The organism is Solwaraspora sp. WMMB762 (assembly GCF_049179115.1).
Lineage (GTDB): Bacteria > Actinomycetota > Actinomycetes > Mycobacteriales > Micromonosporaceae > Micromonospora_E.
In genome coordinates, this window is the sequence record NZ_JBMHMD010000001.1 from 4,601,680 (window position 1) to 4,623,151 (window position 21,472).

At 72.1% G+C, this 21,472-nt stretch carries 19 protein-coding genes and 1 pseudogene; 8 read left to right on the forward strand and 12 right to left on the reverse strand.

The window, feature by feature from the left end; genetic code table 11:
• The first annotated feature begins 9 nt into the window (after positions 1–9).
• Positions 10–876 carry a S1 family peptidase gene (locus tag ACN27J_RS20470; protein ID WP_421368602.1) on the forward strand — a complete coding sequence of 289 codons (867 nt, stop codon included), beginning with the start codon at positions 10–12 and terminating at the stop codon, positions 874–876.
• Here the strand turns inward: ACN27J_RS20470 and ACN27J_RS20475 are convergent.
• The 3 genes from ACN27J_RS20475 to ACN27J_RS20485 form a co-directional block, all read right to left on the reverse strand.
• Positions 870–2,324, reverse strand: coding sequence for an NAD(P)/FAD-dependent oxidoreductase (locus tag ACN27J_RS20475; protein ID WP_421368604.1), 1,455 nt, complete (start codon positions 2,322–2,324; stop codon positions 870–872). The genes ACN27J_RS20470 and ACN27J_RS20475 overlap by 7 nt on opposite strands.
• Positions 2,325–2,451: 127 nt before the next feature.
• Complete coding sequence (locus ACN27J_RS20480) at positions 2,452–3,804, reverse strand: ferric reductase-like transmembrane domain-containing protein (protein WP_421368605.1); 1,353 nt, start codon at positions 3,802–3,804, stop codon at positions 2,452–2,454.
• A 257-nt stretch (positions 3,805–4,061) separates the two neighbouring features.
• Positions 4,062–5,348, reverse strand: a complete 1,287-nt coding sequence (locus ACN27J_RS20485; protein WP_281552466.1) for an adenylosuccinate synthase — start codon at positions 5,346–5,348, stop codon at positions 4,062–4,064.
• 128 nt (positions 5,349–5,476) lie between these two features.
• Between ACN27J_RS20485 and ACN27J_RS20490 the strand changes: the two genes are divergently transcribed.
• Positions 5,477–6,505 carry a hypothetical protein gene (locus ACN27J_RS20490; protein WP_421368607.1) on the forward strand — a complete coding sequence of 343 codons (1,029 nt, stop codon included), beginning with the start codon at positions 5,477–5,479 and terminating at the stop codon, positions 6,503–6,505.
• A 180-nt stretch (positions 6,506–6,685) separates the two neighbouring features.
• On the opposite strand, the gene ACN27J_RS20495 is transcribed toward ACN27J_RS20490, so the two are convergent.
• Positions 6,686–6,952 carry a hypothetical protein gene (locus tag ACN27J_RS20495; RefSeq protein ID WP_421372685.1) on the reverse strand — a complete coding sequence of 89 codons (267 nt, stop codon included), beginning with the start codon at positions 6,950–6,952 and terminating at the stop codon, positions 6,686–6,688.
• A gap of 334 nt (positions 6,953–7,286) precedes the next feature.
• Between ACN27J_RS20495 and ACN27J_RS20500 the strand changes: the two are divergent.
• A pseudogene (locus tag ACN27J_RS20500) lies at positions 7,287–8,735 on the forward strand (chromosome partitioning protein); the annotation flags it as partial.
• A gap of 4 nt (positions 8,736–8,739) precedes the next feature.
• On the opposite strand, the gene ACN27J_RS20505 reads toward ACN27J_RS20500, so the two are convergent.
• On the reverse strand, positions 8,740–9,168 hold the full coding sequence (locus ACN27J_RS20505) for a DUF3151 domain-containing protein (RefSeq protein WP_123607410.1): 429 nt from the start codon (positions 9,166–9,168) through the stop codon (positions 8,740–8,742).
• Positions 9,169–9,398: 230 nt separating this feature from the next.
• Between ACN27J_RS20505 and ACN27J_RS20510 the strand changes: the two genes are divergently transcribed.
• A complete protein-coding gene (locus ACN27J_RS20510; RefSeq protein WP_421368609.1) occupies positions 9,399–10,643 on the forward strand; it encodes an LOG family protein in 1,245 nt (414 codons plus the stop codon).
• 8 nt (positions 10,644–10,651) lie between these two features.
• On the opposite strand, the gene ACN27J_RS20515 is transcribed toward ACN27J_RS20510, so the two are convergent.
• The 4 genes from ACN27J_RS20515 to ACN27J_RS20530 all read right to left on the reverse strand — a co-directional run bounded on the left by ACN27J_RS20515 (position 10,652) and on the right by ACN27J_RS20530 (position 14,102).
• Entirely contained in the window at positions 10,652–11,746 is a 1,095-nt protein-coding gene (locus tag ACN27J_RS20515; RefSeq protein WP_421368612.1) for a MerR family transcriptional regulator, read from the reverse strand.
• Positions 11,747–11,854: 108 nt separating this feature from the next.
• A complete protein-coding gene (locus tag ACN27J_RS20520; protein WP_278172659.1) occupies positions 11,855–12,373 on the reverse strand; it encodes a hypothetical protein in 519 nt (172 codons plus the stop codon).
• A gap of 123 nt (positions 12,374–12,496) precedes the next feature.
• Entirely contained in the window at positions 12,497–13,522 is a 1,026-nt protein-coding gene (fbaA, locus tag ACN27J_RS20525; RefSeq protein ID WP_123606504.1) for a class II fructose-bisphosphate aldolase, read from the reverse strand.
• 196 nt (positions 13,523–13,718) lie between these two features.
• On the reverse strand, positions 13,719–14,102 hold the full coding sequence (locus tag ACN27J_RS20530) for a phage holin family protein (RefSeq protein WP_123606505.1): 384 nt from the start codon (positions 14,100–14,102) through the stop codon (positions 13,719–13,721).
• Positions 14,103–14,243: 141 nt separating this feature from the next.
• Between ACN27J_RS20530 and ACN27J_RS20535 the strand changes: the two genes are divergently transcribed.
• The 4 genes from ACN27J_RS20535 (at position 14,244) to ACN27J_RS20550 (ending at position 19,594) form a co-directional block, all read left to right on the forward strand.
• Complete coding sequence (locus ACN27J_RS20535) at positions 14,244–14,459, forward strand: hypothetical protein (RefSeq protein WP_123606506.1); 216 nt, start codon at positions 14,244–14,246, stop codon at positions 14,457–14,459.
• A 107-nt stretch (positions 14,460–14,566) separates the two neighbouring features.
• The gene (locus ACN27J_RS20540; protein ID WP_421368617.1) at positions 14,567–16,066 is read left to right on the forward strand and encodes a 3' terminal RNA ribose 2'-O-methyltransferase Hen1; all 1,500 of its coding nucleotides are present in this window, start codon (positions 14,567–14,569) and stop codon (positions 16,064–16,066) included.
• On the forward strand, positions 16,063–18,630 hold the full coding sequence (locus tag ACN27J_RS20545; RefSeq protein ID WP_421368619.1) for a polynucleotide kinase-phosphatase: 2,568 nt from the start codon (positions 16,063–16,065) through the stop codon (positions 18,628–18,630). Before ACN27J_RS20540 ends, ACN27J_RS20545 begins: the two co-directional genes overlap by 4 nt.
• A gap of 25 nt (positions 18,631–18,655) precedes the next feature.
• Positions 18,656–19,594 carry a DUF368 domain-containing protein gene (locus tag ACN27J_RS20550; RefSeq protein WP_421368622.1) on the forward strand — a complete coding sequence of 313 codons (939 nt, stop codon included), beginning with the start codon at positions 18,656–18,658 and terminating at the stop codon, positions 19,592–19,594.
• A 48-nt stretch (positions 19,595–19,642) separates the two neighbouring features.
• Here ACN27J_RS20550 and ACN27J_RS20555 read toward each other — a convergent pair whose 3' ends face one another.
• The 3 genes from ACN27J_RS20555 to pyrE form a co-directional block, all read right to left on the reverse strand.
• Positions 19,643–20,347 (reverse strand): class II aldolase/adducin family protein, encoded by a 705-nt coding sequence (locus ACN27J_RS20555; RefSeq protein WP_421368625.1) that lies wholly within the window; start codon positions 20,345–20,347, stop codon positions 19,643–19,645.
• A gap of 78 nt (positions 20,348–20,425) precedes the next feature.
• The gene (locus tag ACN27J_RS20560) at positions 20,426–20,803 is read right to left on the reverse strand and encodes an ArsR/SmtB family transcription factor (RefSeq protein ID WP_123606510.1); all 378 of its coding nucleotides are present in this window, start codon (positions 20,801–20,803) and stop codon (positions 20,426–20,428) included.
• Between the two features lie 58 nt (positions 20,804–20,861).
• Entirely contained in the window at positions 20,862–21,401 is a 540-nt protein-coding gene (gene pyrE, locus ACN27J_RS20565) for an orotate phosphoribosyltransferase (RefSeq protein ID WP_416595664.1), read from the reverse strand.
• Positions 21,402–21,472 lie beyond the last annotated feature (71 nt).

Below are 21,472 nucleotides of genomic sequence, written 5' to 3' on the forward strand. Positions count from 1 at the left end.
GAGGGAACAGTGCGGATCAGCCACACGACCAGCCGGGCAACCCGGCTGCTCGCCGTCACCGTCGGCGTACTCACCGCCGGCGCGCTCGCCCTGCCATCCGCCGGGGCAGCCGCCCCGGTCGTCTACACCGCCAGCGAACTAGCCCAGGTCAGCGACCTGGTGGAAGCCTCCGGCGTCGAAGGGATCGCCTGGCACGTCGACAGCGCCTCCGGCCGCGTCGTGGTGACCGCCGACACCAGCGTCTCCCGCGCCGAGATCGCCAAGATCCGGCGGACCGCGCGCGGCAAGGCCGGCGCGATCCGGGTGGAGCGTACGTCCGGTGTCTTCACCCGGCTGGTCTCCTCCGGCGACCCGATCTACGGCAGCGGCGGCCGGTGCTCACTCGGCTTCAACGCCGTCAGTGGCAGCACCTACTACTTCCTCACCGCCGGGCACTGCGGTGAGGTGGTCAGCACCTGGTACAGCAACTCCGCACAGACCAACCTGATCGGCCCGACCATCGACTACAGCTTCCCGGGCGACGACTACGCGCTGGTCCGCTACGACAACCCGGCGCAGAGCCACCCGGGTGGATTCAGCGTCGGCGACGCCTTCGTCGGGCAGTCGGTGACCCGCACCGGTTCGACCACCGGCACCCACAGCGGTACGGTCACCGCGCTCAACGCCCGGGTCCGCTACCTCGGCAGCGGAGTCGTCCGCGGTCTGATCCGGACCGACGTCTGCGCCGAGCCGGGTGACTCCGGCGGTCCGCTCTACTCCGGGTCGACCGCGCTGGGCCTCACCTCGGGCGGCAGCGGCAACTGCCGGACCGGCGGCACGACCTTCTACCAGCCGGTCCGCGAGGCGGTCGACGAGTACGACGTGACGATCTACTGATCGGCCCGGGTGGCCGTCGCCGCTGATCGCGACCGGCGGCCGCCACTACTGGTCGACCTGCGGCCGGGCCGGTCGCCGGAGGGTGTGCTCTCCGGTGGCCGGCCCGGCCGACGTCGGGTGGCCAGCAGCACCCGCAGCATCATCGCCGGAGTCGCCAACCACGCCGGCCGGGCCAGCAGATGCTGCACCAGCAGCGCCTGCCGGGCCACCATCGGCGACGTGTGGCAGGCCCGCGACACCAGCTCCCTGTACCTGTTGACGAGGCCGGTTCCGACCGGCCTGCGGCCGGTGGTGCGGGGGTCGGCGAAGTCGGCCCCGACGGCGGTGCGCCACAGTACGTCGACCGCCCGGCCGGCCCGACGGTAGAAGGCACCGGCCAGCCGTGGCGAGGTCGGCCCGTACCGCCGCAGCGCCCGGTCCAACGCCCGGGCCTGCAGCGCGGCGGAGGTCATGCCCTGCGCGTGGATCGGGTTGAGGCTGCAGATCGCGTCGCCCAGGACCAGGAACCCGGCCGGGGTGCGGCGCAGCCGTTCCACCTGCCGGCGCTGATCGGTGGCGATCCGGTGGGTCAGCACCGGGCTGAGCGCTTCGGCCTTGGCCAGCACATCGGCGATGGTGGACGACGGGAGCTCCCGGGCGAAGGTCTCGAACTCGCCCGGGTCACTCGGCGGCACCTCACCGTGCCGGGAGCCGATGGTGATCAGCCAACGGTCGCCTTCCACCGGCACCATGGTGCCGGTCCGGTGGCCGCCGGCCCGGTCGTCGACCACCACCGCGAGGGCACCGTCGAGGTCGTCCGGACCCCGCCGGACCAGTTGCGACGCGTACGCCGCGTCGACCCGTACCGCCGCGACCTCGGGTGCCGGGAAGCCCAGCTCGGCCAACTGGTCCAGAAAGTGGGTGTTGCGCCCGGTGCAGGCGACGACCAGGTCGGCCCGGTGCTCGACGCCGTCCACCCGGACCCCGGTGATCCGGGCACTGTCGGCCCGGACCCCGGCGATCTGGTCGGTCGCGACCACCAGGCCGTCAACCGCGGTCTGGTCGACGACGGTGACGTTGCGCCGCTGCCGCAGCAGGCACCGGCGGACGGTGTCCTCCAGCAGCGGCCGACTCGCCGACATGGCGAGGAAGCCGAGGTCGGGACGGGCCCGGTAACCGCCGCCCTGATGCCACACCAGGTCGGCGCCGTGCAGCGGGACGGCACCGGCGGCGGCCAGTTCCCCGGTCAGCCCGGGGAACCAGCCGTCCAGGAGCCGTCGACCGGCCGCCAGCAGCAGGTGGCCGTGGCGGCCCTGCGGGACGCCCCGGCGCGGCACCGCGTCGTCGGGCAGCCGGTCCCGTTCCAGGACCGTCACCCGATCGACGTGGTCGCTCAGCACCCGGGCGGTGATCAGGCCGGCGATCCCCGAACCGATCACGATCGCGCTGGTGCCGTCGCTGTCGCTCACCCTCGTTGCGCCCTTCCGGGTCGAACCCGCCGACCCGCCGACGGGTCCCACGATCATCGGGCCGCGACCGGACACGGCGCGTGATGGAGATCTGAGGATTCTCTGAGGAAGGGCTGAGCCCCGGGGTTCAGCCCAGGCCGAAGCGTTCGGCGTGGATCTGGGCGTTCGGCACGCCGATGGCCCGGACGCTGTCGACCACGGCGGTGGTCATCGCCGGCGGCCCGCAGACGAACACCTCGCGTTCGGTGATGTCCGGCACCCGGGCGAGCAGGTTCTCCGGGTCGAACGGCCGGTTCGGCGGCGACCCGGATCCGGTGCGCCCGGTCAGCACGTGCAGCTGCGCACCCTGCGCGGCGGCCAGCCCCTGCAGCTCGCCGAGGAGCACCGCGTCGGTCTCCTTGGCCGCCCGATAGAGCACCACCGTCGAACCGCCCGACTCCTCCAGCAGCGCCCGGATCGGGGTGACCCCGACACCACCGGCGACCAGCAGAGTCTTGTCCAGTTTGCGGTGCAGGTTGGTGAAGGCGCCGTACGGTCCCTCGATGAAGACCCGGTTGCCGACCTTCAGGTGCCGCAGCCCGGCGCTGGTCTTGCCGGCGGCCTTCGCGGTCAGCCGCAGGGAACGCCCGTCGGGTGCTGCCGACAGCGAGAACGGGTTCGCCTGCCACCAGCGGTTGTGGCCGGGGAACCGCCAGATGCAGAACTGGCCGGCGCGCGACGGCAGCCGGTCCAGGTGGCGGCCGGTGACGTACACCGAGGTCACGTTGTCGGCCTCGGGCACCACGGCGGCGACCCGGAACTGGTGGTACGCGTTGCGCCACAGCGGCACGGCCACCCGGTTGACGATCAGCGACCCGATCACCAACGCCCACAGCGTCCACCAGTAGATGTTGGCCGGGGCCGAGTCGAAGGTGGTGGTCTCCATGAACTGGTGCACCAGGCCGGCCAGCAGCGCGAGGTAGATCAGCACGTGCAGGCTGTGCCAGGCCTCGTACGGCAGGCGGCGTCGGGCGTACCGGATGGAGGCCCCGACCACGACGATCATGATGCCGGCGGCGATCATCCCGAGCAGCGAGGCGGTCACCCCGGCCAGGCTCAGGAACGTCTCGCCGAAGCCCATGTCGTACAGGGTGGCGTAGCCGGCGATCACGGACACCGCGTGCAGCATCACGGTCCAGAACAGACCGAAGCCGATCCATCGGTGCCAGGCGGTGAGCCGGTCCATCCCGAGCCGCCGGTCCAGCCAGGGAATCCGGGCCACCAGGGTCAACTGCAGCATCATGATCATGGCGGCGTGCAGGCCGAAGAACTTGGCGACGGTCAGCACCGGGTGCTTGCCCTGGCCGTACGCGAAGAAGGCCACTTCGAGGATCAACAGGTTGGCAGCCAGCACACCCCACAGGGTCCAGCGCGCCAGGGTCATCGGGGGGATGCCGGTCGGAGGGGTCGGGGTGGGGGTGGCCTCCATCGCGTCTCGCACGCGATTGGGATCGCCGTACAGCCGGCTCACTGCCTTGCTCCCTGCTATCAGTTACTATCAATCGAATACCGGGAAGGGTGCCCCGCCGCCGACGCTTGTGGCAACCGGCGGACGGTTGGGTCCGGTTCGATCATGAAGCAGGTGTGTCCCGCGACGCTTGGTGAAGATCTGAGGATTTCCTGAGGATCCTCGTGCCAGGGTCACGAATACGGGTACGGCACCGTCGGACGGAACGGCTCAGATCGGGCGGGTACGGCTCAGAGCAGCTCGTGGCGTACCACGTTCTCCTCCCGGCCGGGACCGACGCCGACCACGCTGACCCGGGCCCGGCACAGCTCCTCGATCCGGGCGATGTAACGGCGGGCGTTGACCGGCAGCTCCGCCTCGGTGCGGGCCGCGGTGATGTCCTCCCACCAGCCATCGTGCTCCTCGTAGATCGGCGTGGCGTGGTGGAAACCGGTCTGGGTCATCGGCATGTCGTCGAACCGCTCGCCGTCGATCTCGTAGCCGACGCAGATCGGCACCTTCGCCAGCCCGGTCAGCACGTCGAGCTTGGTGACGACCAGGTCGGTGATGCCGTTGAGCCGTACGGCGTACCGGCCGACGACCGCGTCGAACCAGCCACAGCGGCGCTCCCGACCGGTGGTGGTGCCGTACTCGGCACCGATCTTGCGCAGATGGTCACCGGCGGCGTCGAACAGCTCGGTCGGGAACGGCCCGGAGCCGACCCGGGTGGTGTACGCCTTGGTCACCCCGATCACCTTGGTGATCGCGGTCGGCGGGATGCCGGTGCCCACACAGGCCCCGCCCGAGGTGGGGTTGGACGAGGTCACGAACGGGTAGGTGCCGTGGTCCATGTCGAGCATGGTGGCCTGCGCGCCCTCCAGCAGCACCGTGTCGCCCCGGTCCAGCGCGTCCCAGAGGATCGCCCGGGTCTCGGCGATGTGCGGGCGCAGCCGCTGCGCGTACGCCAGGTACTCCTCGACCACCGCGTCCAGGTCGAGCGCCTTGCGGTTGTAGACCTTGAACAGGATCTGGTTCTTCTCCCGCAGCGCCAGCTCCAGCTTCTTGCGCAGGATGCCGGGGTCGAGCAGGTCCTGCACCCGGATGCCCATCCGGGCCACCTTGTCGCCGTACGCCGGCCCGATGCCGCGCCCGGTGGTGCCGATCCGCGACGATCCGAGGTAGCGCTCCACCACCCGGTCCAGCGCCCGGTGGTGCGGCATGATCAGGTGCGCGTCGCCGGAGATCCGCAGCCGGGAGACGTCCACGCCGCGTTCGGCGAGTCCGTCGATCTCGGTCAGCAGGACCTTCGGGTCGACCACCACCCCGTTGCCGATGATGATCATCGCGTTCGGGGAGAGGGCACCGGACGGCATCAGGTGCAGGGCGTACTTCTGCCCGTCCGGCGTGATCACGGTGTGCCCGGCGTTGTTGCCGCCGGAGAACCGCACCACGTAGTGGACCCGCTCGCCAAGCAGGTCGGTAACCTTGCCCTTGCCCTCGTCACCCCATTGCGCGCCGAGCAGCACGATCGCTGGCATCTTGTGTAACCCGCCTCCATGGGGCTCGGGTGCCAGGTGGCGACCGCGTGGCAAGCCCGAGGAGTCAGGCTAACAAGGGTCACGAACCTGGTGGACGTGGCCGCAGAGATCGGCGAAAGGCGGCGACGGTGTACGACGTGGTGCTGCTGACACTCGGCAGCCAGCCGGACGCGGGCTGCGACGGCGGCTGCGGTGTCAGCTGCGGCACGGCACTCACCCGGGCGAAGCCCGACTGCGCCGAACCGGTCCGGGTGCCGGTGCTGACCTGCCGGGACGCGCTGGTCGCCGCCGGTGCCCGGGTCGAGACGGTGACCGCGCGGTCCGACCGGGAGATCGACGACGTCCTCGCCCGGTTGGACGGCCCGGCCCGGCCGGACGGTCTGACCTGGCCCGACGACGACGGCAAGACCCGGCTGATCGTCGCCACGGCCACCGACGGGCAGCTGCGGGCGGTGCTGCGCCGGATGGTACGCCGCTACGCGCCGCCGCCGAGCCGGCGACCCGCCGACCTGGCCGACTCCCGGACCCTGCCGGATCTGCCGGCGATCGGGGTGCTGCCACTCGACCCCGGCGGTTCTGCCGACTCCCGGCGGTCCACAGCAACCGGTACCCCGGCAGGCGACGCCCCGCCAGCCGACCTGGCCGGCCGGCTCGGCCTGCCCCGGGAGCCGGCCGCGGTCGCCGCCGCGGTCCTCGGCGGCCGGCAGCGCCGGCTGGACCTGCTGCGTACCGACAGTGGTTCGGTGACCCTGGACGGCGCGCTGCTGGGTGCCGCCGACGAGCACGATCACCCGCTACCCTGGCGCGGACGGATCGAGGTCGATGACGCCGTGCTGAGCACCGGCGACGACCCGCTGTTGGCCTGCGTGGTGGCGAACGCCGACGGGTACGCCCGGCTGGCGGAGGTGGAGCTGGTGGCCCGGGCGGACCCGGCGGACGGGGTGCTGGAGGTGGCGGTGGCGGTACCGGTGAAGACCAGGTCGTGGTGGCGCGGCGAGCGGGTACGCATCGAGATCCGCCGGGCCCGTGGTCGCGCGACGGCGGTCACCCCGCGCGACGGCGAGTTGCCGTTCCTGGACGACGGGGTGGTGGGCGGCTTGACCCGGAAACGCTCCTGGTGGGTGGAACCGGGCGCCTGGGCCGTGTACACATACTGACCTGGTATGCGACGCTAAGTAGCGACTGACCTGCACATCCTCGGGTTGTCCACGGGGGGCGAGGGGGAGGTACGCAGTGCACGACAACACCGATCCGGGGCGGTCGACCGGCACCGACGGAGGTCAGGTGGAGGAGCCGTTCTGGCCGCCGGACGAAGTAGTGGCAACTCCCCGCAGCGATCAGACCATCGCCGTACCGGTCATTCCGACGGTGACGTCCGGAGCCGAGGTCCGGCCCGGCAACGGCCAGCCACCCGACGACGGCAGGCCGGCGGGCAACGGCCAGCTGAGCCGTGCTGGGCAGGCCGGCGCGAACGGCAGCGGCAGCGCCAACGGCAGCGGTGGTCTGCCCGCCGACCGTGATCCAGAACTGCCGCATTCGCCCGCGTCGCCGTGGGCGCAGCCCCCCAGCAGATTGACCAGCCGCTCGACCGGTGCCGCTGGCACCGGCGGCGATGCTGGTCCGTCCGGCGCTGTGCCGCCGGCTCCCCGGCGGTCACCGGAGCAGCCCGTACCGTTCACGGAGCAGCCCGTACCGCCGACGGAGCAGCCCGTACCGCCGACGGACGCGGCCACGCCCACGTCGGAGGCTGCCGGCCGGCCGCACCCGACGCCGCCTCGGCCCGGCCCGACCCACCCCCGCCAGCCACATCCCGGTCCCAGCCGGCCCGCCCCACCACCCGGTCAGACGCCGACGCCGCCCCCGCTGCCGCCGACTGGCCCCGGCCGGCCGAGCGAGCCTCAGCAAGAGGCGACGGAACCCGCGCCGGGAAAGCCCGCCGACCCGTGGGCCCCGCCGGCCGCCGGCCCGACGGCGACATCGCCTGCTGTGTCGGCGCCCACGGCGACGCCCGGCTGGGACGAGACGCCCGGCTGGGACGACTGGACTCCGACGGACGGCGGGGCCTGGTCACCGCCACCGCCGGCGGCACCGGCGTACCAGCAGGTGAGTCCGGGCGTGACCGAACTGCCCCGACAGCCGTACCAGGAAGCGCCCGGGGTGCACCGGATGCCATCGCCTCCCGGGCCGGACACTCCGGTGCCGGGTTCACCGGGGCCGGGCTCACCGGGGCCGGGCTCACCGGGGCCGGACGCTCCAGTGCCGCCGCCACGGTCGGCAATGTTCGACTCGGGCTACCCGGTGCCGCCCGGGGTGCTCGGCGCGGTGCAGCAGGGTCCCACCCAACAGGGTCCCGCGTACCAGGATCCCGGGCAGCGGCCGGCCACGCCGGCGCACCAGCAGGCGAGCACGCCCGCCAGCGGCAGCCAGCTGCCGGCGGGCTGGACACCCGACTCGTTCGTGCCGACCGCCGAGGAGTTCGCCCTGCGTCGGGCGGCGAAACCGGCCAACCCGGTCGCCACGATGGGAGTCCGGGCCGCGCTCAACCGGACCACGCTGGGCCTGGTCAAGCTGCCGCCGGGGCAGCACGAGCAGGAGATCCGGCGGGACGTCGAGATGGTGCGCCGCAACTTCGGTGGGCTGCGCCAGGTCACCGTGGTCAACCCGAAGGGCGGTGCCGGCAAGACCGTCGCCATCCTGATGCTGGCCATGACGTTCGGGCAGAAGCGCGGCGGCTACGTGCTGGCCTGGGACAACAACGAGACCCAGGGCACCCTCGGCATGCGCGCCCAGCAGGACTTCCACTCCCGTACGGTCCGGGACATGCTGCGCGACCTGCGCCTGTTCCAGGGGTCACACGGCCGGGTCGGTGACCTGTCGCAGTACGTGCGGGCGCAGGGCGAGGGCATGTTCGACGTGCTCGCCTCGGACGAGTCGGCCACCGCCGGCGAGATGCTGACCGCCGCCGCGTTCGCCGAGATCCGCGAGGTGGTCAGCCGGTTCTACAAGTTGATCTTCGTGGACACCGGGAACAACGTACGGGCACAGAACTGGCAGGCGGCGATCGACGCCACCGACCAGCTCGTGGTGACCATGTCGGCCCGCAACGACTCCGCCGAGCCGGCCGCCCGGATGCTCGACCACCTGGAGCAGACCGGCCGGCAGCGGCTGGTCCGCCAGGCGGTCACCGTCATCTCCATGCCGCCGTCCCGCCGGGAGATCGACCTGGCACCGATCCACCGGCACTTCGCCGCCCGCACCCGTACGGTGCTGCTGGCACCGTACGAGCGGATCATCGACAGCGGGGAGCCGATCCGATACGGGCAGTTGTCCGCGACGTTCCGGCAGGCGTGGCTGAAGATCGCCTCGGCGGTGGCCGAAGGGCTCTGAGCCGTCAACTGCTGGCGAGAGCGTCCCCGGCGGCCGGGTCGCAGTCCCGCAGGAACTGCGCGCACCGGGCGGCCTCGTCGCTCTCACCGATCTCCCCGGCCGCCCGGGACAGCAGGTGCAGGCAGGCCAGGAAACCCTGGTTCGGCCGGTGCGACCAGGGCACCGGGCCGTGCCCCTTCCAGCCGCTGCGACGCAGCTGGTCCAGGCCCCGGTGGTAGCCGGTGCGAGCGTAGGCGTACGCGGCGACGACCTCCCCCTTGGTGAACGCACGCTGGGCGAGCACCGCCCAGGCCCGACTGTAGGTGGGGTGGCGTCCGGCGGCAGCGGCGTACGCCTCCTCGGTGTCCACCTGGGCAGCCTCGGCGAGAGCCGCCTCGGCCTGCTCGTCGCCGGGCAGCATGGTGGCCGGCGGTTCGGGCAACAGGTTCTGCATTTTGCCCATTCAACCTGGATTCGCAGCGACATGGTGTCTGAACGGATGAGTCCTTCGTCACGCGTGCGGCGGGTGTGCCGATGCCGGTACTCGACTAGAAATAGAGGTCCGGAGCCTCCCCAGGAACCGGTTTGGGAAGCCCGGTGGCCTCGTGCCACCGGGCTTCGCTGTACGACCGGGCTTCGCTGCGCCACGCCCCGCCGGTTGCGGCGGTACGGAAAAATGGCCGAATGTCCACGCCACCCCCCGCAGCGCTGTCCGGCGACTACGACTCCACCCCGTACGAAGTGGAGTCCCGCGCCGAGCTCGACCATCATCTGCGCGCCGGCAGCCTGGCCGGGCTGACCGTGCAGGGACTGCAGTTCGACGTGCCGCCGGTGCCCGACCTGACCGACATCGACCTCACCGACACGTTGTTCCTGGGCTGTTCGTTCCCGTCGGCGGCGGCGGAAGCGGAGCTGGTGCGCCGGGGCGCGCATGTGGTCCCGCCGTTCGCCGGGCTGCCGTACCCGAGTCACCCGCCCCGGCTGTACACCCCGGCCGACCTGGCCGCCGGGTTCGCCGAGCACGGCGCCGACGGAATGTACGACAACCTGGTCTACCGGCATTTCCGCCGGCACGGCGGCGCCCAGCCGCAGATCCGCGAGGCGCTGGCCCAGCGGCTGCACGACCACGGCATCGACAACGCGCTCGCCGACGCCACCCGGACCTGGATCGACCGGTACGGGCCGGCCTCGGTGATCGGGGTGATGGGCGGGCACGCGGTGCCGCGCGGCACCTCCGCGTACCGGCTGGCCGCCACCCTCGGCTGGGAGCTGGCCCGGGCCGGCCGGCTGGTGGTCACCGGCGGCGGGCCGGGCGTGATGGAGGCGGCGAACCTCGGCGCGTACCTGAGCAGCCACGACGCCGAGGAGCTGACCGACGCCATCGACCTGCTGGCCGGCGCGCCGGACTACGCAGACCAGCAGCCGTACACCGCCGCCGCGCTGGCGGTCCGCGACCGGTACCCGGTCGACGCGGCGGTGTCCGACGACAGCGGCTCCGGCTGGGCGCGGGCCGGCGGGCTCGCCATCCCCACCTGGCTGTACGGGCACGAGCCGGCCAACCTGTTCGCCGGGCGGATCGCCAAGTACTTCTGCAACGCGGTCCGGGAGGACACCATCCTGCGGCTGGCCCGGGGCGGCATCGTGTTCGCGCCGGGCCGCGCCGGCACCGTACAGGAGGTCTTCCAGGCATCCACGAAGACGTTCTACGGCACCGACGGGGCCAGCGGCCCGTACGTCTTCCTGGACCGCGCCTTCTGGACCCAGACCCTGCCGGTCGAGGCGATGCTGGCGCCGCTGCTGGCGCTGTCCCCGGCCGGCGACCTGTCCCCGCTGATCCGGCTCACCGACGACGTGCACGAGGCGGTCGCGCTGCTCACCGCCGCCGCGCTGCCGCCGGTCGCGCCGCACCAGGTCACCAGGTCGAGCTGACCTTCGGCTCAGGGCACGACGTCGGCGACGACGCAGGCGACGTTGTCCGGGGCACCCGCCTGGTACGCCAGGTCGATCACCGTGCGTACCGTCTCGGCCGGGTCGAGCCCGGCGGCGACCGCGGCGGCGAGGTCGTCGTCGGGCACCACCGCCCAGACCCCGTCGGAGCAGAGCAGATACCGGTCGTACGCGACGAGCCGATGCGCCGCGTACGCCGGTTTCGCCGTCCCGGTGCCGTCCAGCGCCTGGGTGAGCAGCGCCCGTCGCCGGTGTGCCAGCGCCAGCGCCGGGTCGAGCCGGCCGGCGTCCACCAGCGCCTGCACGTAGCTGTCGTCGCGGGTGAGCCGGGTCAGTTCGCCGCCCCGCCACCGGTACGCCCGGGTGTCGCCGACGTGCACCAGCTCGAACCGGTCGCCGACCTGCAGCAACGCGGTCACCGTACTGACCGGCGACGCACCCGTGCCGGCACCCACCTGGCGGATCGCGTCGTCGGCGGCGCGGTACGCGTCCGCCAGGGCCGTGCCCGGCGCATCCGCCAGGACCGTGCCCGGCGCGTCCGACGGTCCGGTGTCGAGCTGCGCGAGCGCCTTGATCACCGCGCTGCTGGCCTGCGCCCCACCCGGGCCGGCGGCACCGTCGGCGACCGCGAGCAGTCGGCGTCCGGCGTACGCCCGGTCCTCGTTGCTGGTCCGCACCCGGCCGATGTCGGTACGGACGGCGCTACGCAGGCCGAAGCCTGCCGGTCGGTCGGTCATTGTCGTTCTCCTCGTCTGGAGTTCCGCGACGAGGCTGGTCACGAGTTGTTCCCTGGCCGCCGTCTCGGCCTGGGTGGCCGACCACCAGCGGGCGATCTCCCCGGCGACGGCCACCGGGTCGTCCGGCCAGTGCGCGCAGACCTGCCGAACGCGGCGCAGCGGCATCCCGCCACGCCGCAGCCGGGCCACCAACCGGGCCAGCTCCAGCTGCTCCGGCCGGTAGTAGCGGTAGCCGGACTCCGGGTCGACGGCCGCCGGCCGGAGCAGCCCCGTGTCGGCGTAGATCCGCAACGCCTTGACCGTCAGTCCGGCGGCGCGGGCGAACGCGCCGATGGTGAGCAGCCGCATCGTGCCCCTCCTCGTGCCGGCCGTGGTCGACCGGCAAGGGTCATGCTGTGGTCGGCCCCAAGGTCCGGGTCAAGCCCGTCGGCGGGGTCGGGCCAAGCATCGGTGGGCTCAGGCGACGGGGCGGCGGCGCCAGGCGACGATCGGCAGCTCGACGTCGGGCTCGGCGGACAGGCCGTTCTCGTCGAGGGCGTTCTGTACGGCCAACCGGGCCCCGTCGAAAAGGAACTCGACGGCGTGCAGCACGTGCGGACGCCAGTGCGACGGCATGATCCGCTCGATCACGTTGACCGCCCGCAGCGGTCGGCCCCGGGCCGGCAGAGGCGCCGGATGCCGGTCGCTGTGCCAGTCCAGCCGCAGGCCGGGCAGGTCCAGCGGCATGGACATGTCGACCTGGTTCCAGGTGATCGCGCATTCGTCGAACTTGCGGTGGGTGACCTCGACGTTGACGTCACCGAAGCCGAGGATGACCGGGCCGTTTGCGTACCAGGTATCCAGGTCGAGGTCCCACATCAGCCAGGTGTCGACCAGTGGGCGTCCGATGATGCGGGAGAACCGGGCCCGGTGGGCGGCGGCGAGCGTCGCGGCGTCGTGGCACCACTGTGGCTCGTACCCATCGATGCCGAGCACGACCGACCTCCGCAGCGGACCACTCTGAATCGGTAGATCCTACCGGTGTGGTTCGTACGACGGCGACGCGCGGCCGGCCCTGGGGGTACGGGACCGGCCGCGCGACGGGTGGTTCGGTGGGTGTTACTTGGCCAGCGTGGTGCCGGTGGAGCGCAGGTGCTCGCAGGCGTCGACGACCCGCTTGGCCATCCCGGCCTCGGCCGCCTTGCCCCAGGCCCGGGGGTCGTACGACTTCTTGTCGCCGACCTCGCCGTCGATCTTCAGCACCCCGTCGTACTTGGTGAACATGTGGGTGACGACCGGGCGGGTGAAGGCGTACTGGGTGTCGGTGTCGATGTTCATCTTCACCACGCCGTAGTCCAGCGCGGCCCGGATCTCCTCCAGCAGCGAGCCGGAGCCGCCGTGGAAGACCAGGCTGAGCGGCTTCTCCTTGCCGTACTTGGCGCCGACCGCGTCCTGGATCTCCTTGAGGATCTCCGGCCGCAGCTTGACGTTGCCCGGCTTGTAGACGCCGTGCACGTTGCCGAAGGTGAGCGCCGCCATGTAGCGGCCCTTCTCGCCGAGGCCGAGCGCCTCGACCATGGCCAGCCCGTCCTCGACGGTGGTGTACAGCTTCTCGTCGATGGCGCCGACGACGCCGTCCTCCTCGCCGCCGACGACGCCGACCTCGATCTCCAGCACGACCTTGGCGGCGGCGGCCTCGGCCAGCAGCTCGGTGGCGATCTCCAGGTTCTCCTTCAGCGGTACGGCGGAGCCGTCCCACATGTGCGACTGGAACAGCGGCGCACCACCGGCGGCGACCCGCTCCTTGGAGGCGGCCAGCAGCGGGCGGACGAAGCCGTCCAGCTTGCCCTTCGGGCAGTGGTCGGTGTGCAGCGCGATGTTGACCGGGTACTTCTTGGCCACTTCCTCGGCGAAGGCGGCGAAGGCCAGCGAGCCGCTGACCATGTCCTTGACGGTCGGGCCGGAGAGGTACTCGGCACCACCGGTGGAGACCTGGATGATGCCGTCGCTCTCCGCCTCGGCGAAGCCCTGCAGCGCGGCGTTGAGGGTCTGCGAGGACGTGACGTTGATGGCGGGGTACGCGAACGCGCCGGCCTTGGCGCGGTCAAGCATCTCGGCGTAGACCTCGGGAGAGGCGATGGGCATCTCGAACGCTCCTTTGTACCGGTTCGGCCCGTCGACGGGCCGGATTCCATGCTCAGCTCACTGCGCTGGACCGCGCTGTCCTCCGCTAGGCAGTATCCCGCAGCGGCACCGCCCCGGCGACATCGGCCCTGTCTGTGGGCCTGCGACATCGGCCCTGTCTGTGGGCCTGCGACATCGGCCCTGTCTGTGGGCACGGTCAGCGGCGGTCGTACTTGTCGGGGATGACCAGGCTGATCAGCCAGCCGACGACGGCCATGACGATCGCTCCCCAGAATGCCGGCCAGAACCCGTCGATGGCGAACGGCAGGTCCAGTTGTTGCGCCAGCCAGTCGGTCAGCAGGAAGAGCAGGGCGTTGACGACCAGTGCGAACAGGCCGAGGGTGAGGAGGTAGAAGACACAGCCGACGACCTTGATGACCGGTTTGAGGACCGCGTTGACCAGTCCGAAGATCAGCGCCACGATGACCAGGGTCAGCGCGTTGTTGGTCGCGGTGTCACCGGTGACGTCGATGCCGGGCACGATCAGCGTGGTTATCCACAGGGCGACCGCGTTGACCGCGAGCCTGATCAGGAATCCCATACTGCCATCCTGCCACCCGGAGTAAACCACTGCGCCACAAAAACGGACAAGCCTCTTATCTTGGACGGTGGTCGGCGGGCACCCCGGTTGACCCGTACCGTGGTGGGAGCACCGGCACGGACGGACGAACGGAGGCGAGACATGACCTACCCGGACGAGGACATCGCCCCAGGGGACCACCTCGCTCCCGAGGAACGTGACCCGGAGGCGCCCGCCGACGACGCGGTCGAGCAGTCGGTCGTGGCCAACCCGGTCGAGCAGCAGCCCGAGGTGCACCGCGGTCTGGAGGTCGACGACTGGGACGCGGTCGAGCAGTCCCGCATCGTCGACCTCGATGATGACGACGGCTACCGCTGACCGTTGACCGCGTCGGAGCGGCCGCCACGCATCCGCGATAAGACGGAAACCGCGCATCAGCGATAACCGGTGTCGACCGGTGGCGGCCGGCTGGCACCATCACCCGGGTGCTGATGACCGTGACGACGACCCACCGGCCCGCCACCGACCTCGGCTACCTGCTGGTCAAACATCCGGACCGGATGCAGTCGTTCGACGTACCCACCGGCACGGCGCACGTGTTCTACCCGGAGGCCACCGAGCAGCGCTGCACCGCCGCGCTGCTGCTCGACGTCGACCCGGCACGCCTCGCCGCCGGCGGCCCGCGCCGTGGCCGGCGCACGGCCGCGATGCCGGAGAGCTTCACCCTCGGCCAGTACGTCAACGACCGGCCGTACGCCGCGTCCAGCCTGCTCGCCGCCGCGCTCGCCAAGGTGTTCCGGTCCGCGCTACGTGGTGAGAGCCGGGACCGCCCCGAGCTGCCCGGCACCGCCCTGCCGCTGACCATCCGGGTGCCGGTGCTGCGCTGCCGGGGCGGCGCCGCCCTCGCCGAGCGCCTGTTCAGCCCGCTCGGCTGGACGGTGACCGCCCGACCCATCCCACTGGACGAGCGCTACCCGCAGTGGGGGGACAGCCGCTACGTCGACCTCACCCTGACCGGCACGCTGCGGGTCGCCGACGCGCTCAACCACCTGTACGTGCTGCTGCCGGTGCTGGACGACGCCAAGCACTACTGGATCGCCCCGGACGAGTTGGACAAGCTGATCCGGGCCGGCGAGGGCTGGCTGGCCGGCCACCCGGAACGCCGGTTGATCACCCGGCGCTACCTGGCCCACCGCCGGGTGCTCGCCCGACGCGCCGAGGACCGGCTCGCCGAGGCGCGGGCCGCCGAGCTGCGGCTGGCCGACGCCGCTGCCGACATCGACGACCCTGGTGCTGACGACAACACTGGCGCTGACGAGGACGCCGGGCTGCCGGCGGCGGTCCGGCCGCGACCGCTGGCCGCGACCCGCCGGGCCGCCGTGCTCACCGCGTTGGCCGAGGCCGGTGCCACCCGGGTGCTCGACCTGGGCTGCGGCGGCGGTGCGCTGCTCACCGAACTGCTCGCCCGGCCCCGGTTCACCGAGATCGTCGGCACCGACGTGTCGGCCCGGGCGCTGGAGCTGGCCGCCCGCCGGCTGCGACTGGACCGGCTGCCGGCACGCCAGCAGCAGCGGATCCGGCTGTGGCAGTCCGCGCTCACCTACCGCGACGACCGGCTGCGCGGCTACGACGCCGCCGTACTGATGGAAGTGGTCGAGCATCTCGACCCGCCCCGGCTGCCGGCCCTGGCCGAGGCGGTCTTCGGCCACGCCCGACCCGCAACCGTGCTGGTGACCACCCCGAACGTGGAGTACAACGTGCGTTACGAAGGCCTCGCCGCGGGCGCGCTGCGACACCCGGACCACCGGTTCGAGTGGAGCCGCGTCGAGTTCGCCGACTGGGCCGGCCGGGTCGCTGCGGCGTACGGCTACCGGGTCGGGTTCCGGCCGGTCGGCGAGGTCGATCCGGACGTGGGGCCACCGACCCAACTGGCGGTCTTCACCCGCGACGACGCCAGCGCCGGCGGTGCCGGGGGTGCCCGGTGACCAGGCTGGAGATCCCCGAACTCGCCCTGATCGCCCTGGTCGGTGTCTCCGGCTCCGGCAAGTCGACCTTCGCCCGCCGGCACTTCGCCGCCACCCAGGTGCTCTCGTCGGACACCTTCCGGGCGATGGTCGCCGACGACGAGAACGACCAGTCGGCGTCGGCGGACGCCTTCGACGCGCTGCACTACGTCGCCGGCAAGCGGCTGCGCGCCGGCCGGCTCACCGTGGTCGACGCCACCAACCTGCAGGAGCACGCCCGGGCCGGGCTGGTCGCCGTCGCCCGGGAACACGACGTACTGCCGGTCGCGGTGGTGCTCGACGTGCCCGAGCAGCTCTGCTGGGAACGCACCCAGAGCCGGGCCGACCGCACCTTCGGCCGGCACGTGATCACCCGGATGCAGCGTGATCTACGCCGCTCGGTCGGCCGGCTGACCCGGGAAGGCTTTCGGCACGTGTTCGTGCTGCGCGGCACCGACGAGATCGACGCCGCCGAGATCCGGCTGACCCGGCTGTACAACGACCGGCGGGAGCTCACCGGGCCGTTCGACATCATCGGTGACGTGCACGGCTGTCGCGCCGAGCTGGAGGCGCTGCTGACGAAGCTGGGTTGGACGATCGACCGCGACGACGCCGGTCGACCGGTCGACGCCCGGCACCCGCAGGGGCGTACCGCGGTCTTCGTCGGTGACCTGGTCGACCGCGGCCCGGACTCACCCGGGGTGCTGCGCCTGGTGATGGGGATGGTGCGGGGCGGCACCGCGCTCTGCGTGCCCGGCAACCACGAGCAGAAGCTGCTGCGCAAGCTGCGGGGCCGCAAGGTGACCGTGTCGCACGGTCTGGCCGAGACCCTGGAGCAGCTGGCCGCCGAGCCGGCCGAGTTCACCGACGAGGCCGCCAGGTTCATCGACGGGCTGGTCAGCCACTATCGGTTGGACGGGGGCGCGCTGGTGGTGGCGCACGCCGGGCTCAAGGCCGAATACCAGGGTCGGGCGTCCGGCCGGGTGCGCAGCTTCGCGCTGTACGGGGAGACGACCGGCGAGACCGACGAGTACGGCCTGCCGGTGCGCTACCCGTGGGCCCGCGACTACCGGGGTGCCGCCACTGTGGTCTACGGACACACCCCGACGACCCGCCCGGAGTGGGTGAACAACACCATCTGCGTCGACACCGGTTGCGTCTTCGGTGGCCGGCTGACCGCGCTGCGCTACCCGTCGCGGGAGCTCGTCTCGGTGCCGGCCGACCGCGAGTACTACCCGCCGGTCCGGCCGCTGACGGCCGAGCCAGGTGCCGCCGACGGCACCGGTCCGGTCACCGACCGCCCCGACGACGTGCTGGACCTGCGTGACGTCACCGGCCGCCGGCACATCGACTACGGCTACGGCACCACCACCGTCCCGGCGGAGAACGCGGCCGCCGCGTTGGAGGTGATGAGCCGATTCGCGGTGGATCCCCGGTGGCTGGTCTGGCTGCCGCCGACCATGGCGCCCTGCTCGACGTCGACCCGGACCGGGTTCCTGGAGCATCCCGCGGAGGCGTTCGCCGACTACCGGGCCGCCAGCGTCGACCGGGTGGTCTGCCAGGAGAAGCACATGGGGTCCCGGGCGGTGGTGCTGGTCTGCCGCGACCCGGCGGGCGACCCGCTGTTCGGCCCCGGCGGCGGGGTGGTCCATACCCGCACCGGGCGGCCGTTCTTCACCTCCGACGAGCGGACCGACGCGCTGCTGTCCCGGATCCGGGCGGCGGCCGAGGCGGCCGGGCTGTGGCAGCGGCTGGCCACCGGCGCTGGGCCGGCCGGTTGGCTGCTGCTCGACTGCGAGCTGCTGCCCTGGTCGGCGAAGGCGCTCGGGCTGATCCGCGACCAGTACGCCAGCGTCGCCGCCGCCGGCAAAGCCGCGCTGCCCGCCGCGTTGGACGCGCTCGACGCCGCCGCCGTTCGGGGCCTGCCGGTCGGGCAGCTGCGCGAGCGGCTGGCCCGCCGGGCCGGCGACGTCGACCGGTACGCCGACGCCTACCGGGCGTACGTCGGTGACCCGGACGCGGTGACGTTGGCACCGTTCGCGGTGCTGGCCGCCGACGGCCGCTCGTACGCCGACCGCGACCACGGCTGGCACCTGGAGTGCGCGGACGCGCTGGTGGCGGCCGATCCGCAGCTGTTCACCACCACCCGACGGCGGGTGGTCGACCTCACCGACGACGCGGCGGTGAACGACGCCACCGACTGGTGGTCGGAGCTGACGGCGGCCGGCGGTGAGGGCATGGTGGTCAAGCCGTACGCCGGACTGACTGCCCGCAGCGGCACCGGCCGGCTGCTGCAGCCCGGCGTCAAATGCCGGGGCCGGGAGTATCTGCGGATCATCTACGGTCCGGAGTACACCGAACCGGAGCGGCTGGCTGAGCTGCGCCGGCGGTCGTTGGGCCGCAAGCGGTCGATGGCGCTGCGCGAACACGGGCTCGGTCTGGCCGCACTGGATCTGCTGGCCGCCGGCGCACCGCTGTGGCGCCGGCACGAGTTGGTCTTCGCGGTGCTCGCCTGCGAGTCCGAACCGGTCGACCCCCGACTGTGAACACTGGCCCGGTATGGTTCTGCAAATGTCAGTGCGCGAACGTGTCGGCCATGTGTTCCGGGGTGCCGCGATCGGGGTGGCGGAGGCCGTCCCCGGGGTCAGCGGCGGGACCATCGCCCTGGTCACCGGCGTGTACGAGCGGCTCATCGCCTCGGCCGGGCACCTGATCAGCGCGGTCCGGTACGCGGTCACCGACGTGCCCCGTAAGCAGGGCTGGACCCGCAGCCGGGAGCAGTTCCGGCAGGTGCACTGGGAGGTGATCATCCCGCTGGCGCTGGGCATGCTGCCCGGTCTGCTGCTCGCCGCCCGGCTCCTGGAGCCGATGCTGGAGGAGTACCCGGAGCAGACCCGAGGACTGTTCTTCGGCCTGGTGCTGGCCTCGGTGCTGGTGCCGGTCTCGATGATCGGCCGGCCGTGGCGCGGCCGGGACGTGTTCGCGGTGGTCGCCGCCGGGGTCGCGGCGTTCGTGCTGACCGGTCTGCCGTCGGCCAGCATCGACCCGAACCCGGTGGTGGTGCTGCTGGCCGCCGCGGTCGCGGTCTGCGCGCTGGTGCTGCCGGGCGTGTCCGGCTCGTTCCTGCTGCTGACCGTCGGGCTCTACGAGCCGACCATCGAGGCGGTCAACGACCGCGACGTCGGCTACCTGGCGGTCTTCGCCCTCGGCATGCTCGTCGGGTTGACGCTGTTCGTGAAGCTGCTGCAGTACCTGTTGGAGCACCACCGGCGGGTCACCCTCGCGGTGATGACCGGCGTGATCGTCGGCAGCCTGCGGGCGCTGTGGCCGTGGCAGACCGAGGATCGCGGGCTGCTCGCCCCCGACGGCAATGTGCTGTCGGTGGCGTTGCTGCTGGTGCTGGGGGTCGTCATCGTCACCGCGATGGTCGTCCTCGAGCAGCGCCGGTTGCGCCGCGCGGCGGTCGATGTCACCCAGGAGGAGTCGCCGCAGCTGCCGACCCACCACTGAGCTCCACTGGCCAACTGGCCGAGCAGGTCGGTCCGGTCCACCGGTGGGTCAGACGGTGCCGTGCTCCGCGTCCGGCAGCTGGTCGAGGTAGTCGGCCGGCAGCGGCGTCAGCTCGTCGAGCCGGCCGATGGCCAGCGCCCGGTAGGTGAGCCGGGCGGCCTCTTCCAGGTTGACCGCCCGTTTGTGGGCGAGCTCCACCGACCCGGCCAGTACGGAGCACCCGTGCCGGGACAGGATCAGGCAGTTGGTGCCGTCGGCGGCCGCGTCGGCGGCGGCGGAAGCGAGTCGCAGCCCGCCGGGCGGCGCGAACGGCACGGTGACGACGCGCCGCAGGTAGAAGGCATGGTCGGTGGTGACCAGCCGGATCGGTACGCCGAGCGCGTCCAGCAGCAGCATGCTCTGCGGGTGCAGGTGCACGATGGCGCGGACGTCGGGGCGGGCACGGTAGACCGCCAGGTGCAGCGCCAGCTCGCTGGTCGGCCGGGCCTGCCGGCCGTCGGACGACAGCGGCGAGTCGCCGGACAGCGTGGAGTCGCTGTCGGGCAGCGTGCAGCCGTCCGCGATCCGCACCCGGACGAACGATGCCGGGACGAGCCGGTCCAGCCAGGTGCCGGACGCGGTTACCCAGCATTCATCGCCGCCCGGCAGGCGGGCGGAAAGGTTGCCACCGGAGCCCACGACGAGACCGGCGCGCACCACGTCGTGGCCGACGTGGGCAAGCTGGTCCCGCAGATCGCCAGCGACGTACGTCACGCGGCGACCTCCGTAAACCTTGGGCACCTTGCCTGGCAGCTCCGCCTCCGCGAGTCGACCAGGCAAGGTGCCGTCAGGTCAGCGTGCCTTCTTGGTGGCGCGCTTACGCGGCGGGGTCAGCAGATCCGCGATCGTGGCGATCGCGGTCGGCACCAGCCGGTAGTAAGCCCACACTCCGCGCTTCTCCCGCTCCAGCAAGCCGGCCTCGGTGAGGATACGCAGGTGGTGGCTCACCGTCGGCTGGGAGAGCCCCAGCGGAGCAGTGAGGTCGCAGACGCAGGCCTCGCCTTCCGGCGCCGACTGGATCAGGCTGAGCAGCCTGAGTCGGGCCGGGTCGGCGAGCGCCTTGAGGACTCCAGCGAGTCGCTCCGCGTCCGCGCGTTCGATCGGCTCGCCGGCAAGCGGCGAGATTTGAGGCATGGTCATTTCAGCCAACGCAGTTCCCACGAAACCCATCCTTCCACCAAACAGCATCGATCCGCCTGCATATCAGCAGATCCGAATCGGCAAACTTTTAGGCCGGAAGGCCGAGGTCAGCCAACGTATAGGCGGCCCGATAGGCCAGTCCGGCTGCCCGAACCGCGTCACCGGCCCCACGATCGACGATCACCGCCACGCCGACCACCTCAGCTCCTGCCTCCTGTAACGCCTCGACGGCGGTCAGTACGCTCCCGCCGGTCGTCGAGGTGTCCTCCACTGCCAGCACCCGCCGGCCGGCCACGTCCGGCCCTTCGATCCGTCGCTGGAGTCCGTGCGTCTTGCCGGCCTTGCGCACCACGAAGGCGTCCAGTCGCCGTTGCTCCGCCGCAGCGGCGTGCAACATGGACAGAGCCACCGGGTCCGCTCCCAACGTCAGGCCACCAACCGCCTCGTACTCCCAGTCCGCGGTGAGATCGAGCAGCACCCGTCCCACCAGCGGTGCGGCGGCGTGGTGCAGCGTCACCCGCCGCAGGTCGACGTACCAGTCAGCCTCGCGACCTGACGACAACACCACCCTGCCGTGCACCACGGCCAGGTCAGTGATGAATTTGCGCAGGTCGTCGTGGTTCCCCATGTCACAAAGAGTACTGCCCGTCACTGGGTCCCCATGCGCCGGCCCGGCAACTCGCCGATATCCACCATCCA